Source organism: Cupriavidus sp., from assembly GCF_057315035.1.
Window position 1 is genome coordinate 1 of record NZ_DBHKYV010000005.1, and the last position, 13,732, is coordinate 13,732.

10 protein-coding genes are annotated in these 13,732 nt (G+C 64.6%); 4 read left to right on the forward strand and 6 right to left on the reverse strand.

Annotated elements, in window-relative coordinates; all coding sequences use genetic code 11:
- Window positions 1-53 precede the first annotated feature (53 nt).
- The 6 genes from glcF to ACO550_RS09920 form a co-directional block, all read right to left on the reverse strand.
- Window positions 54-1,322 (reverse strand): glycolate oxidase subunit GlcF, encoded by a 1,269-nt coding sequence (glcF, locus tag ACO550_RS09895; protein ID WP_315598419.1) that lies wholly within the window; start codon window positions 1,320-1,322, stop codon window positions 54-56.
- Between the two features lie 33 nt (window positions 1,323-1,355).
- Window positions 1,356-2,459: a glycolate oxidase subunit GlcE gene (gene glcE / locus ACO550_RS09900; protein ID WP_315598420.1), complete on the reverse strand. Its 1,104-nt coding sequence runs from the start codon at window positions 2,457-2,459 to the stop codon at window positions 1,356-1,358.
- A gap of 45 nt (window positions 2,460-2,504) precedes the next feature.
- On the reverse strand, window positions 2,505-3,431 hold the full coding sequence (locus tag ACO550_RS09905) for an ion transporter (protein WP_315598421.1): 927 nt from the start codon (window positions 3,429-3,431) through the stop codon (window positions 2,505-2,507).
- 60 nt (window positions 3,432-3,491) lie between these two features.
- Entirely contained in the window at window positions 3,492-4,994 is a 1,503-nt protein-coding gene (locus tag ACO550_RS09910; protein ID WP_315598422.1) for an FAD-linked oxidase C-terminal domain-containing protein, read from the reverse strand.
- A 233-nt stretch (window positions 4,995-5,227) separates the two neighbouring features.
- Complete coding sequence (locus tag ACO550_RS09915) at window positions 5,228-6,118, reverse strand: LysR substrate-binding domain-containing protein (RefSeq protein ID WP_315598423.1); 891 nt, start codon at window positions 6,116-6,118, stop codon at window positions 5,228-5,230.
- A 10-nt stretch (window positions 6,119-6,128) separates the two neighbouring features.
- Window positions 6,129-7,547 (reverse strand): FAD-binding oxidoreductase, encoded by a 1,419-nt coding sequence (locus tag ACO550_RS09920; RefSeq protein WP_315598424.1) that lies wholly within the window; start codon window positions 7,545-7,547, stop codon window positions 6,129-6,131.
- Between the two features lie 199 nt (window positions 7,548-7,746).
- Between ACO550_RS09920 and ACO550_RS09925 the strand changes: the two genes are divergently transcribed.
- From ACO550_RS09925 to ACO550_RS09940, 4 genes are all read left to right on the forward strand, one after another.
- Window positions 7,747-8,301, forward strand: a complete 555-nt coding sequence (locus tag ACO550_RS09925; protein WP_315598425.1) for a cob(I)yrinic acid a,c-diamide adenosyltransferase — start codon at window positions 7,747-7,749, stop codon at window positions 8,299-8,301.
- Window positions 8,302-8,472: 171 nt separating this feature from the next.
- Window positions 8,473-10,419, forward strand: coding sequence for a molecular chaperone DnaK (gene dnaK / locus ACO550_RS09930; RefSeq protein WP_315598426.1), 1,947 nt, complete (start codon window positions 8,473-8,475; stop codon window positions 10,417-10,419).
- A gap of 173 nt (window positions 10,420-10,592) precedes the next feature.
- Window positions 10,593-11,732: a molecular chaperone DnaJ gene (gene dnaJ, locus ACO550_RS09935; protein ID WP_315598427.1), complete on the forward strand. Its 1,140-nt coding sequence runs from the start codon at window positions 10,593-10,595 to the stop codon at window positions 11,730-11,732.
- A 97-nt stretch (window positions 11,733-11,829) separates the two neighbouring features.
- Window positions 11,830-13,680 (forward strand): chorismate-binding protein, encoded by a 1,851-nt coding sequence (locus ACO550_RS09940; RefSeq protein ID WP_315598428.1) that lies wholly within the window; start codon window positions 11,830-11,832, stop codon window positions 13,678-13,680.
- Window positions 13,681-13,732: the final 52 nt, after the last annotated feature.

Here is a 13,732-nt window from a genome sequence, read left to right on the forward strand (position 1 = left end):
GCCCCTCTCCCACTTCATGGGAGAGGGGAGACAACCGTTGGAGACAGCAAACTTCACGCCGCCAAGGCCACTGCCGGTGCCAGCATCCTGTCCACCAGTTCCACCCAGTGCATCACCGGGGTTTCCGTACCGCTCTGCAGATGCGTGATGCAGCCGATATTGGCAGTGACGATCGAATCGGGCGAGGTGGCCTGCAGCTTGGCCAGCTTGTCGTCGCGCAGCCGGTAGGACAGTTCCGGTTGCAGCACCGAGTACGTGCCGGCCGATCCGCAGCACAGATGGCTGTCGGCGCACAGCCGTACATCGACGCCGAGCCGAGTCAGCAGTGCTTCCACCTTGCCGCGGATCTGCTGGCCGTGTTGCAGCGTGCAAGGCGGATGCCATGCCACGCGCCGGCCATCGCGCGGTACGGCGCCGGCCAGGCGATGCAGATCGTCGGCAAAGTCGGGCAGCAGTTCCGACAGGTCGCGGGTCAGCGCCGAAACGCGCGCCGCACGCTCCGCGTACTTGGGATCGTTGCGCAACAGGTGCCCATAGTCCTTGACCATCGCGCCGCAGCCCGATGCCGTCATCACGATGGCTTCCGCGCCGGCTTCGATATGGGGCCACCACGCATCGATATTGGCGCGCATATTGTCGAGGCCGCCATCATGGTCGCCGGTGTGGAAGCGGATTGCGCCACAACAGCCGGCCTCGCGTGCCACCACCAGTTGCACGCCAAGTTTGTCGAACACGCGTGCCGTGGCGGCATTGATGTTGGGCGACATGGCCGGCTGGACACACCCGTCGAGCAACAACATCTTGCGCGGATGCTCGTTGCGCGGCCAGGTGCCAGGGGGTGTCGGATGGGCCGGCACCTTGTTGCGCAGGGCCTGCGGCAACAGCGGACGCACGATCTGGCCAAGCTTCAGTGCCGGGCCGAACAGCGCCGGACGTGTCAGGCCTTCGCGCAGCATCCAGCGCTTGATGCGTTGCTGCGCGGGACGCTGCACGCCTTGCGCCGCCAGCCGGTCATCGACGATCTGCCGGCCAATGTCGACGAGCCGCCCATACGTGACACCCGACGGGCAGGTCGACTCGCAGTTGCGGCAGGTCAGGCAGCGATCCAGATGCAGGCGTGTGCTTTCGGTTACCGGATTGCCTTCCAGCACCTGCTTCATCAGGTAGATGCGGCCACGCGGACCGTCGAGCTCGTCGCCCAGCAACTGGTACGTCGGGCAGGTGGCGGTGCAGAAGCCGCAATGCACGCAGTTGCCAACGATCGACTTTGCCTCTTCGCCTTCAGGCGTATTGCGCAGGAATTCGGCCAGGGTGGTTTGCATGGTGGGGATCGTTATATTGGTTTGACCGGGGGATCAGAGCCCGTTGTACATGCGCTGCGGATTGAAGATGCCGGCGGGATCGAACTTGTCCTTGAGCCGCTTGTGGATCGCGGCCAGCGGTGACGACAAGGGCGTGAACACGCCCACCGACTTGTCGCCATTGCGGAACAGCGTGGCATGTCCGCCCGCGGCCTGCGCCGCGGCGCGCACCTGGTCGGCCGAGGCCGCGCTGTCGTCGGGAGCCAGCCACCAGCGCTGGCCGCCGCCCCATTCCACCAGTTGCGCGCCGGGCAGGTCGAGCGGCGCCGTCACCGTTGGTACGGCAATGCGCCACAGCGCACGGCCGGCATCGTGAGCCGGTGAGAAAAACGGATGCGTCTGCTCTCGCAATGCGGTCCACAATTGCTGTGCGTGGCTGCTGTCGACGACTTCGCCGCCGAGGCTGTCGCGTGCGGCACACACCGCCGCCGTGGCACCGCTGAGCCGTACATGCAGCGCGCCGTCATGCCATGCCGATGCCGCGATCGGCAGTGGTTTGCCGCCCCACTTGTTCAACTGGTCGATGGCCTCGGCCTGGTTCATCGCGAAGCGCAGCGTGGCATCGTCGAACGGCACTGGCAGTACCTTCAGCGAGACTTCGGTGATCAGCCCCAGCGTGCCGAGCGACCCGGCCAGCAGGCGCGAGACATCGTAGCCGGCCACGTTCTTCATGACCTGTCCGCCGAAATTGAGAATCTCTCCCTGGCTGTCCATCAACTGCGCCCCGAGCACGAAATCGCGCAATGCGCCCACCGATTGCCGGCGCGGGCCCGACAACCCCGCCGCCACGGCACCGCCCAGCGTGGCCGTGCTGGCCTGGCCTCGCGTGGCGAAGTGCGGCGGCTCGAACGCCAGCGACTGGCGACACTCGGCCAGCGCGTCCTCGATCTCGGCGAGCGGTGTGCCACAGCGCGCGGTGATCACGAGCTCGGCAGGATCGTAGTCGACGATGCCGCGATAGGCGCGCGTATCGAGTACGTTGCCAGCCAGCGCCTGGCCGTAGAAATCCTTGCTGCCGCCGCCGCGCAGGCGCAGCGGCGTGCGGCTGTCGCCGGCTTGGCGGATCGCATCGCGAAAGGCGTCGAGAGTGGCTTGCATGAGGACGTGTCGTGTTATGGAATCGGGGCGGAGACAGTAGCGGTCTCAGGGGCGTTTGCGCGGTGGCGGCGGCGCGTTGTCTAGTGCGCCTTCAAGCCGTGAATCGGACTGGTACTCGGGCAGCACCGTGCCGCAGTGCTTGCAGAACCTTGCATCGGGCTCGTGGCCTTCGGTCAGGCAGTGCTCGCAACTGCGCGTCGTCAGCGGTCGCTTGATGATGCTGGCCGCCAGCTCCGCGCCGACGATGCCGGTGGGGAACGCGATGATGCCGTAGCCGAGCAGGATCGTCAGCGACGTGATGAATTGCCCGACGGGCGTCTTGGGCACGATGTCGCCGAAGCCCGTGGTGGTCAGCGTGACAATGGCCCAGTACATGCTGAGCGGAATGCTGGTGAAGCCATGTTCGGGGCCTTCCACCACATACATCACCGTACCGAGGATCACCGTGATGATGAATACCGTGCCCAGGAATACGAAGATCTTGCGCCGGCTGTTGGACAGCGCGCGTGCCAGGATCTCGGCTTCCTCGAAGTAGACGGTCAGCTTCAGGATCCGGAACACCCGCATCAGCCGCAGCAGGCGCACATCGATCAGGAACGCCAGCTCTGGTACGAAGAACGACGCCCATGTGGGCATGATCGAGATGAAATCGATCACGCCATAGAAGCTGAACGCATAGCGCAACGGGCGCTTCACCACGCTGAGCCGCATGATGTACTCGGCCGTGAACAGCAGCGTGAACATCCATTCGAGTACCGTGAAGAACGGGCCCATCCGTTCATGGATGGACGGAATGCTGTCGAGCATCACCACGGCCACGCTGGCGACGATGGCGATCAGCAGCGCTACGTCGAACAGGCGGCCCTGGCGGGTATCGGCCTCGAAGATGATCGTGTACCAGCGCTGGCGCCAGCCCGATTCGGGTTGGCCCAGGCGCTGGCGGTTGAGTGCGTTAAGGTTGCGTTGTGGCATGTCGGACGATGTGGAGTGCAGGAGAGCGGTATGCCGTCATCCCGCAGCCATGTACGTCGATCAGAACCGCGGCAGGTCCGGATGCGGCAGCAGTCCGCGCCTGACGTGCATCTTGCCGTATTCGGCGCAGCGTGCGAGCGTGGGGATGGCCTTGTCCGGATTGAGCAGCCTGGCAGGGTCGAACGCGGCCTTCACGGCAAAGAACGCCTCGCACTCGGCGCGCGAGAACTGCACGCACATCGAGTTGAGTTTTTCCACGCCCACGCCGTGCTCGCCCGTCACGGTTCCGCCGAGTTCGACACAGGTCTCCAGGATGTCGGAGCCGAACAGCTCGGCGCGATGCCATTCATCGACATCGCCGCCATCGAACAGGATCAGCGGGTGCATGTTGCCATCGCCAGCGTGGAACACGTTGATGCATCGCAAGCCGTACTTCTGTTCCATCTGCTCGATGCGCTTGAGCAGCGTGCCGATATGCTTGCGCGGAATCGTGCCATCCATGCAGTAGTAGTCGGGCGAGATGCGGCCCGCTGCCGGAAACGCGTTCTTGCGGCCGCTCCAGAAGCGCAGCCGTTCGGCCTCGCTTTGCGACACCGTGATACGCGTGGCGCCCGACGCGCGCAGTACCTCGCTCATGCGGCCGATTTCCTCGGCCACTTCCTCGGGCGTGCCATCGGATTCGCACAGCAGGATCGCGGCGGCGTCGAGGTCATAGCCCGCCTTGACGAACTCCTCCACGGCGGCCGTGGCAGGCTTGTCCATCATTTCCAGGCCGGCCGGGATGATGCCCGCGGCGATCACGTCGGCCACCGCGTTGCCGCCTTTTTCCACATCGTCGAAGCTGGCCATGATGACCTGCGCCAGTTGCGGTTTGGGTATCAGCCTGACCGTAACCTCGGTGACCACGGCCAGCATGCCCTCGGAACCGATGACGGTGGCCAGCAGGTCCAGGCCCGGCGAGTCGGGGGCCTCGGAGCCGAACACCACCACGTCGCCCTCCATCGTCACCGCGCGCACGCGCAGCACGTTGTGCACGGTCAGACCGTACTTGAGGCAGTGCACGCCGCCGGAATTCTCGGCCACATTGCCGCCGATCGAGCAGGCGATCTGCGACGAGGGGTCGGGAGCGTAGTAGAGGTTATGCGGCGCGGCGGCGTCCGAGATGGCCAGGTTGCGCACGCCGGGCTGGACCACCGCCGTGCGCGAATAGGGATCGACCGACAGGATGCGCTTGAACTTGGCCAGCGACAGCACCAGTCCGCCGGCAACCGGCATGGCGCCACCGGACAGGCTGGTGCCGGAACCGCGCGGCACCACGGGTACGCCCAACTTGTGGCACAGGCGCAGTACCGCGCAAACCTGTTCCTCGGTATCGGGCAGCACCACGGCATCAGGTACCTGGCGGTACGCGGCCAGGCCATCGCACTCGTAAGGCACCGTGTCTTCGGCCTTCCACAGTACGGCGGACTCGGGCAGGATGCGCGCGAGTCCGGCCAGCAGCGTGGCACGGCGCGTCTCGGCGGATTCACCTGCAACAGTGTGGGCGTCTTGCGGGGCGTTCATGGCAACTCCTGTGACGGACCAGCCGCCGCGCATCGGATTCGCGCATGCAGCCGGGACGGCAGACTATAGCGCAGGCATCCCGCCAGGCGCGCTGCCGCGCACGTGAATTCGGCATGGCAACCCGATCAAAATGGTTCATGCCGGGTGCCAGTACCCAGAACACTGGAAGCCGCGGCCGGTGCCCGCTGCGGGTGCCGACAATGGTTGCCGATTCCAGCCTAGTGGCTTTGGCGCTACCAGTCCAGCCCGACCAGCCAGTCGATGAAGTAGCGTGCCTCGGGCAACAGCGGCGCGTGTTCGCGCTCGACGATGTAGTAGCCGTGCGGCGATACCGATTCGATATCGAGCAGCTTCACCATCTGTCCGGCTGCCAGCCACTGGCGCGCCATGCGCTGGCGTACCAGCCCGACCCCCTGGTTCGATACGATGGCTTCGAGCATCAGCCCGATATCGTTGAACTGTGCACCGGTCTGCGGCTCGGGCCAGTCCAGGCCGGCCGTCTCGAACCATGGGCGCCACGGTTCCAGCGGGCTGCGCAGCAGCGTCAGGTTGTGCAGGTCTTCGGCCCTGGTAATGGCGAAGCCGTTGACGCGCTCGTAGTATTCGCGTCCGCACGCCGGGAACACCGGTTCCACCAGCAGCCTGGTGGTCTTCAGGTCCGGGTAGCGGCCGGTGCCGTAGCGGATCTCGATATCGGTGTCTTCGGCCTTGACATCGAGAAACGGGACGGCCAGGTGCAATTCCAGGTCGATATGGGGATATAGCGCGCTGAACTCGGGCAGGCGCGGCACCAGGTGCTGGCGGCCGAACGTGGGCGGAATGGCCACGCGCAGCCGCGTGCGCAGCTTGTTGTACTCGGGGCGCGCGAGTTCATTGAGCGACTTCAGCGCGTCCTGCACATTGCGCTGGTAGCGCATGCCGGCCGCGGTCAGGCGCAGCGCCGCGTTCGAGCGCACGAACAGGTCTTCGCCCCACAACTCCTCGAGGTTCTTGATCCGGTGCGACACCGCGCTGGGCGTGACCGACAGTTCCTCGGCGGCGCGCGCGAAGCTGCCCAGCCGCGCCGCCGATTCGAAGGCGATCAGCAGGTGCAGGGGCGGAACGCGTTGGAAGACCGATGCCATGGCGGTGGTTTCAGCGCGTGGCGTTGAAGATCTTGCCCGGATTCAGGATGTGGTTCGGATCGAGCGCGTCCTTGATCGCCCGCATCAGGTCGAGCGCATCCTCGCCATGTTCCTGCACCAGGAAGCCCATCTTGTGCAGGCCCACGCCGTGTTCGCCGGTACAGGTGCCGCCCATCGCCAGCGCACGTTGCACGATGCGGCGGTTGATGTCCTCGGCTTCGGCCATTTCCGCTGCATTCTCCGGGTCGACCAGGATTGCCACGTGGAAATTGCCGTCGCCGACATGGCCCACGATCGGGCACGGCAGCGTCGATGCGTTGAGATCCTTTTCGGTTTCGGTCACGCAATCGGCCAGCCGCGAGATCGGTACGCAGACATCGGTGGTGACCGATTTGCAGCCCGGCTTCAGTTGCAGCATCGCAAAGTAGGCCGTGTGGCGTGCGTTCCAGAGACGCGACCGGTCTTCGGGGCGTGTGGCCCATTCGAAGCCCTGGCCGCCGTGGTCGGCCGCGATTTCCTGCACAGTCTCGGCCTGTTCGCGAACGCCGGCCTCGGTGCCGTGGAATTCGAAGAACAGGTGCGGGGTTTCCGGCAGCGTCAGATTGTCATGGCGGTTGATCGCGCGAATGGCCAGCGCATCGACAAATTCCACGCGCGCCACGGGTATCCCAAGCTGGATGGTCTGGATCGTCGCGCGCACGGCATCGCCCATGCTCGGGAACGCGCACACGGCGGCCGAGATCGCTTCGGGCTGCGGATACAGGCGTACCGTGACTTCGGTGATGATGCCCAGCGTGCCTTCGCTGCCCACGAACAGGCGCGTCAGGTCATAGCCGGCCGAGGACTTGCGTGCATGGGTGCCGGTGCGGATCACGCGGCCATCGGCGGTCACCACGGTCAGCGCCAGCACGTTCTCGCGCATCGTGCCGTAGCGCACGGCGTTGGTGCCCGAAGCACGCGTCGCGCACATGCCGCCCAGCGATGCATCGGCGCCCGGATCGATCGGGAAGAACAGGCCCGAATCCTTGATTTCCTGGTTCAGCTGCTTGCGCGTGACGCCGGGCTGGACCGTGACGGTCAGGTCCTCCGGATGCACCGCCAGTACGCGGTTCATTTGTGACAGGTCAAGGCTGACGCCGCCTGCCACGGCCAGCAGATGGCCTTCCAGCGACGAACCCGCGCCGTACGCGATCAGCGGCACGCCATGGGCGTTGCACAGCTTGGCAAGTTCGGCCACTTCCTCGGTGCTCTGGGCAAACACCACGGCATCGGGCAGGGCTGGCGGGAACGGCGATTCGTCGCGGCCATGATGTTCGCGCACGCCATTCGAGGTGGAAAAGCGCTCGCCAAAGCGGGAGGTCAGGGCATTGGCCAGCTCGGACGGAAACGGACGACGCGCCAGCGCGGCGGCAGGGGTAGGGTGGTTCATGCGGGTCTCCGGGCGGGGCCGTCTGGCTCTGTATGCAATCGAATGCCGCTATTCTACGACTGCCCCACGCCGTGCGCGTCACCTGAAGGTCTGGCTTTTTGTCGCCAACGGCCGATTAGCGGCCATGAGCGGCGTGAAGCAGTCCATAATTGCGCCACTTCGCGATCCGCGACCTGACCAGATTCCAAAGGAGACCGGCATGGGCAACCGCCTGTCCAAGATTGCCACGCGCACCGGCGATGCCGGCACCACCGGCCTCGGCGACGGCAGCCGGGTAGGCAAGAACAGCCTGCGCATCGACGCCATCGGTGATGTGGACGAGCTGAACTCCCACATCGGCCTGCTGCTGACCGAGCCGGACCTGCCGGCCGACGTGCGCGGCGCGCTGCTGCATATCCAGCATGACCTGTTCGACCTGGGCGGCGAATTGTCGATTCCGGGCTACACCCTGCTCAAGGCGCCCCAGGTGGTACAGCTTGACGACTGGCTGGCGCACTACAACGCCAGCCTGCCGCGGCTGGCCGAATTCATCCTGCCGGGCGGCAGCCGTGCTGCGGCGCAGGCCCATATCTGCCGCGTGGTGTGCCGCCGCGCCGAGCGCACGCTGGTGGAACTGGGTGCCGCGGAGGCGCTCAACGAGGCCCCGCGCCAGTACCTGAACCGGCTGTCCGACCTGATGTTCGTGCTGGCCCGCACGCTGAACCGGGCGGGCGGCGGCAGCGACGTACTGTGGCAGCGCGAACGCCAGTCCTGATTTGTGACGTTAGATTAACTTTTTACGCAAGCCTGAGCGGGGTGGCAGAAGTCGAGAAATTTACTCGGAATTGAACATTACACCCTTGAAATGGCCCGGTCCGGCCACATTTCGCACTCAGGATGAATTGCAGTCCCTGATGAGAGACAGGGCTCAATAGGAGAGAACACAATGGGTAAGATCATCGGTATCGACCTCGGTACCACCAACAGCTGCGTTTCCATTCTGGAAGGCAACACCCCGAAAGTCATCGAGAACTCGGAAGGCACGCGCACCACGCCGTCGATCATCGCCTACATGGAAGATGGCGAGATCCTGGTTGGCGCCCCGGCCAAGCGCCAGGCCGTCACCAATCCGCGTAACACGCTGTACGCGGTGAAGCGCCTGATCGGCCGCAAGTTCGAAGAGAAGGAAGTCCAGAAGGACATCGGCCTGATGCCGTACTCGATCGTCAAGGCCGACAACGGCGACGCCTGGGTTGGCGTGCGCGACCAGAAGCTGGCCCCGCCGCAGGTTTCCGCCGAAGTGCTGCGCAAGATGAAGAAGACCGCCGAGGACTACCTGGGCGAGCCGGTGACCGAGGCCGTGATCACGGTGCCGGCATACTTCAACGACTCGCAGCGCCAGGCTACCAAGGACGCTGGCCGCATCGCCGGCCTGGACGTCAAGCGCATCATCAATGAACCGACCGCTGCCGCACTGGCGTTCGGCATGGACAAGAACGAGAAGGGCGACCGCAAGATTGCCGTGTATGACCTCGGCGGCGGTACGTTCGACATCTCGATCATCGAGATCGCCGACGTGGATGGCGAGAAGCAGTTCGAAGTGCTGTCGACCAACGGCGATACGTTCCTGGGCGGCGAAGACTTCGACCAGCGCATCATCGACTACATCATCGGCGAGTTCAAGAAGGAACAGGGCGTCGACCTGTCGAAGGACGTGCTGGCCCTGCAGCGCCTGAAGGAAGCCGCTGAAAAGGCCAAGATCGAACTGTCGAGCTCGCAGCAGACCGAGATCAACCTGCCGTACATCACGGCCGATGCCTCGGGTCCGAAGCACTTGAACCTGAAGATCACGCGCGCCAAGCTGGAAGCGCTGGTGGAAGAGCTGATCACGCGCACGATCGAACCGTGCCGCACCGCGATCAAGGACGCCGGCGTCAAGGTCAGCGATATCGACGACGTGATCCTGGTGGGCGGCATGACCCGCATGCCCAAGGTGCAGGAGCAGGTCCGCGAGTTCTTCGGCAAGGAAGCGCGCAAGGACGTGAACCCTGACGAAGCCGTGGCCGTGGGTGCCGCGATCCAGGGTTCGGTGCTGTCGGGCGACCGTACCGACGTGCTGCTGCTGGACGTGACGCCGCTGTCGCTGGGCATCGAGACGCTGGGTGGCGTGATGACCAAGATGATCAACAAGAACACGACCATCCCGACCAAGCACGCCCAGGTCTTCTCGACCGCCGACGACAACCAGCCGGCCGTGACGATCAAGGTGTTCCAGGGTGAGCGCGAGATGGCCACCGGCAACAAGCTGCTGGGCGAGTTCAACCTGGAAGGCATTCCGCCGTCGCCGCGCGGCACGCCGCAGATCGAGGTCTCGTTTGACATCGACGCCAACGGCATCCTGCACGTGGGCGCCAAGGACAAGGCCACCGGCAAGGAAAACCGCATCACGATCAAGGCGAACTCGGGTCTGTCGGAAGACGAGATCCAGCGCATGGTCAAGGACGCCGAGGCCAACGCCGAGGAAGACAAGAAGGCCCGCGAGCTGGCCGATGCCCGCAACCAGGCCGATGCGCTGATCCACTCGACGCGCAAGGCGGTTACCGAGCATGGTGACAAGCTCGAGGCCGGCGAAAAGGAAAAGATCGAAGCAGCGATCAAGGAACTGGAAGACGCCGCACGCGGCGGCGACAAGACCGAGATCGATGCCAAGGTCAATGCGCTGTCCGAAGTCAGCCAGAAGCTGGGCGAGAAGGTCTACGCCGACATGCAGGCCAAGGCTGGTGAGGCCGGTGCCGCGGGTGCGGCCGGCGCAGCCGGTGGCCAGCAGCAGGCCCAGCCGCAGGATGACAACGTCGTGGACGCCGAGTTCAAGGAAGTCAACGACAAGAAGTAAGCGGGAAGGGGGGTAGCGGCGCAGGTGATGCCGGCGCCGCTACCCGTTCCCGACGCCGGGCGACGGTGGTCTGACTGACGGTGAAAACCAGGGTCGGACACCGCGCTCGGCTTTTTTGCTTATCGCGCGGCGGGTGTCATATGACCCGCCGGGCCAATCAGGTATGAGCCACCATGGCAAAACGTGACTACTACGAAGTGCTCGGGGTAGGCAAGAACGCGACCGACGACGAGATCAAGAAGGTTTATCGCAAGCTCGCGATGAAGTACCACCCGGACCGCAATCCGGACAACAAGGAAGCCGAGGAAAAATTCAAGGAGGTCAAGGAAGCATACGAGATGCTTTCCGACCCCGAGAAGAAGGCTGCCTACGATCAGTACGGCCACGCGGGCGTGGATCCCAACATGGCTGGCGGCTTCGGTGCCGGCGGTTTTGGCGGTGGCGGGTTTGCCGAGGCATTCGGCGACATCTTCGGCGACATCTTTGGCCAGCAGGCCGGCGGTGGACGTCGTGGCAACGGCCCGCAAGCCTACCGTGGCGCCGACCTGCGCTACAGCATGGAAATCTCGCTGGAGCAGGCCGCACACGGCCACGAGGCGCAGATCCGCGTACCGCACTGGGACAATTGCGAGCACTGCCACGGCAATGGCGCAGAACCCGGTTCGTCGGTGGAAACCTGCCCGACCTGTAACGGCGTGGGCCAGGTGCGTGTGTCGCAGGGTTTCTTCACGATGCAGCAGACCTGCCCGAAGTGCCACGGCAGCGGCAAGTTCATCCCGAAGCCATGTACCAAGTGCCACGGCCAGGGCAAGATCAAGTCGCAGAAGACACTCGAAGTGAAGATCCCGGCCGGTATCGACGAGGGCATGCGGATCCGTTCGTCGGGCAATGGCGAGCCGGGTATCAATGGCGGACCTCCGGGCGACCTCTACGTCGAGGTGCACATCAAGCAGCACGAGGTGTTCGAGCGCGACGGCGACGACCTGCACTGCCAGATGCCGATTTCGTTTGCCACCGCGGCGCTGGGCGGCGAACTCGAAGTGCCGACGCTGGGCGGCAAGGCGAGCTTCCCGGTGCCTGAAGGCACGCAGGCCGGCAAGACGTTCCGGCTGCGTGGCAAGGGCATCAAGGGTGTGCGCTCGGGCTATCCGGGCGACCTCTATGTTCATGTGAACGTGGAGACGCCGGTGAAGCTGACCGACGCGCAGAAAGACATGCTGCGCGAGTTCGACCGCTCGGTGCATGAAGGCGGATCGCGCCACAGCCCGCAGGAGCAATCCTGGCTCGACAAGGTGAAGAGTTTCTTCAGCTGATTTCGCGCACAGGGAAACTGAAAACGGCTACGGGGATAACGTAGCCGTTTTTTTTATGTATGGTAGGTGCTGAAAGCGTTCGACCTGCCAACCACGCATGCATCAAGTGCCCAGATCCCAAGAACCATTCGTCCTGCTCGACGACGCCCATGCGCCGGGCGTTGCCGCATCGCGCCTCTACACCGGTTACGCGCGCGAAGATGTGGTGCCCGCCGGAGCGGACGCGACGGCGCTCGACACCTTGCTGGCAAACGGTTGGCGCGAAGGCCTGCATGCGGCCATGTTTGCCCCGTACGAGTTTGGCGGATCGATAGTCGGCGCACCGGTGCATGTCGACGACGCACTGCCATTCCATGACGGTACGCTGCATCTGATGTGGTTCCGTACATTGACGATGCTCGATGCCGGTCAGGTGAGCGCGTGGATCGATGCACGCGCGTTGCCCGGTCCCGCGGGCTTGCTCGATGTCACCGGCAATCTGTCGCGCCTGGAGTATGTGGATGCCATCCGGCGCATTCACGACTATATCGAGGCTGGCGATACCTATCAGGTCAACTTCACGCAGCGGCTGCGTTTCGATGCGTTCGGTGATCCGGTAACGCTCTACGCGGCATTGCGCAATGCGCAGCCAGTACCGTTCGGGGTACTCGCGCAACTGCCTGGCGATGGCTGGGTGCTGTCACTGTCACCGGAATTGTTCGTCGCGCATGATGGCCAGGGACAATTGGTGGCGCGTCCAATGAAGGGAACCGCGCCGCGTTCGGGCGACGCGGCGCAGGACGCGCGCGCCGCGAAGATGCTGGCGGCCGATGCCAAGAATCGCGCCGAGAACGTGATGATCGTCGACCTACTGCGCAATGACCTGGGCCGCGTAGCGATACCAGGCAGCGTGACGGTGCCCGAGCGTTTCGTGGTCGAACCGTTTGGGCGCGTGTTGCAGATGACTTCGACGGTCACGGCCACGACCCAGCCAGCGACATCGTTCGGCGCGCTGATGCAGGCCTTGTTTCCCTGCGGCTCCATCACCGGCGCACCCAAACGCCGCACGATGCAGATCATCGCCGAGCTGGAGACGGCGCCACGCGGGCTCTATACGGGTTCGATCGGCTGGCTCGACGCGCCCGGCGATGGCGCGCAGCTCGGCCCCTTCGGTCTGTCCGTGGCGATCCGAACGCTGGTGCTGGGCGCCGCGGAGAACGGATTGCGCCATGGGGAAATGGGGGTCGGGGGCGGCATCGTGCATGACAGCATCGCCGACGATGAATTCGCCGAGTGCGGCTGGAAGGCACGCTTTCTTACCGCGCACGATCCGGGCTTCACATTGTTCGAGACCATGCGCGCGTGCGACGGTGTGGTACTGCATCGCGAACGACATCTGCAACGCCTCGCCGCTTCGTCACGGGCGTTTGGGTTTGCATTGGATCTGCCCGCCACACGCGCGGCGCTACAGGCTGAAGCCGCCCGCCTGGGCGATGGCGACTGGCGCCTGCGCATGAGTGTCGATAAACGCGGCGCGCTGGAATTTACCAGCGGCGTGCTGGTGCCATTGGACGAACCGGTGGTGGGCGTCGAGCTTGCCGAGGAACGCTTGGCCGTAGCCGACCCGCTGCGCCGTCACAAGCTTAGTGCGCGCGATACGTTCGACCAGGGCTGGCAAGCCGCAGTGCGTGCGGGTGCGTTTGATCGCCTGTTCTTCAACACGCGCGATCAACTACTTGAAGGTGGTCGCAGCTCGGTGTTCGTCAGGGTAAATGGCCAATGGCTGACACCGCCGTTATCGGCGGACATCCTGCCAGGTGTCATGCGTGCGGTAGTGCTGGAAGAGGGCGATGCGCTGGTCGACGGGCCTGTCAGCGAGACCGTTGTCACGCGGGCAATGGTGCTGCAAGCCGAAGCGATTGTTGTCGCGAACGCGTTGCGCGGGACGATGCAAGCGGAGTTGCGCTAGCTAATGCTGAGGGTTTGCGCCCCTCTCCCGCATGCGGGAGAGGGGCGGGGGA

Bases quoted from the DNA above. Each gene is read 5' to 3' on its own strand.
- ACO550_RS09925 (WP_315598425.1), top strand. From the start codon at position 7,747: ATGGGCAACCGCCTGTCCAAGATTGCCACGCGCACCGGCGATGCCGGC.
- ACO550_RS09910 (WP_315598422.1), bottom strand. From the start codon at position 4,994: ATGAACGCCCCGCAAGACGCCCACACTGTTGCAGGTGAATCCGCCGAG.
- ACO550_RS09905 (WP_315598421.1), bottom strand. From the start codon at position 3,431: ATGCCACAACGCAACCTTAACGCACTCAACCGCCAGCGCCTGGGCCAA.
- glcF (WP_315598419.1), bottom strand. From the start codon at position 1,322: ATGCAAACCACCCTGGCCGAATTCCTGCGCAATACGCCTGAAGGCGAA.
- ACO550_RS09940 (WP_315598428.1), top strand. From the start codon at position 11,830: ATGCATCAAGTGCCCAGATCCCAAGAACCATTCGTCCTGCTCGACGAC.
- ACO550_RS09915 (WP_315598423.1), bottom strand. From the start codon at position 6,118: ATGGCATCGGTCTTCCAACGCGTTCCGCCCCTGCACCTGCTGATCGCC.
- dnaJ (WP_315598427.1), top strand. From the start codon at position 10,593: ATGGCAAAACGTGACTACTACGAAGTGCTCGGGGTAGGCAAGAACGCG.
- dnaK (WP_315598426.1), top strand. From the start codon at position 8,473: ATGGGTAAGATCATCGGTATCGACCTCGGTACCACCAACAGCTGCGTT.
- glcE (WP_315598420.1), bottom strand. From the start codon at position 2,459: ATGCAAGCCACTCTCGACGCCTTTCGCGATGCGATCCGCCAAGCCGGC.
- ACO550_RS09920 (WP_315598424.1), bottom strand. From the start codon at position 7,547: ATGAACCACCCTACCCCTGCCGCCGCGCTGGCGCGTCGTCCGTTTCCG.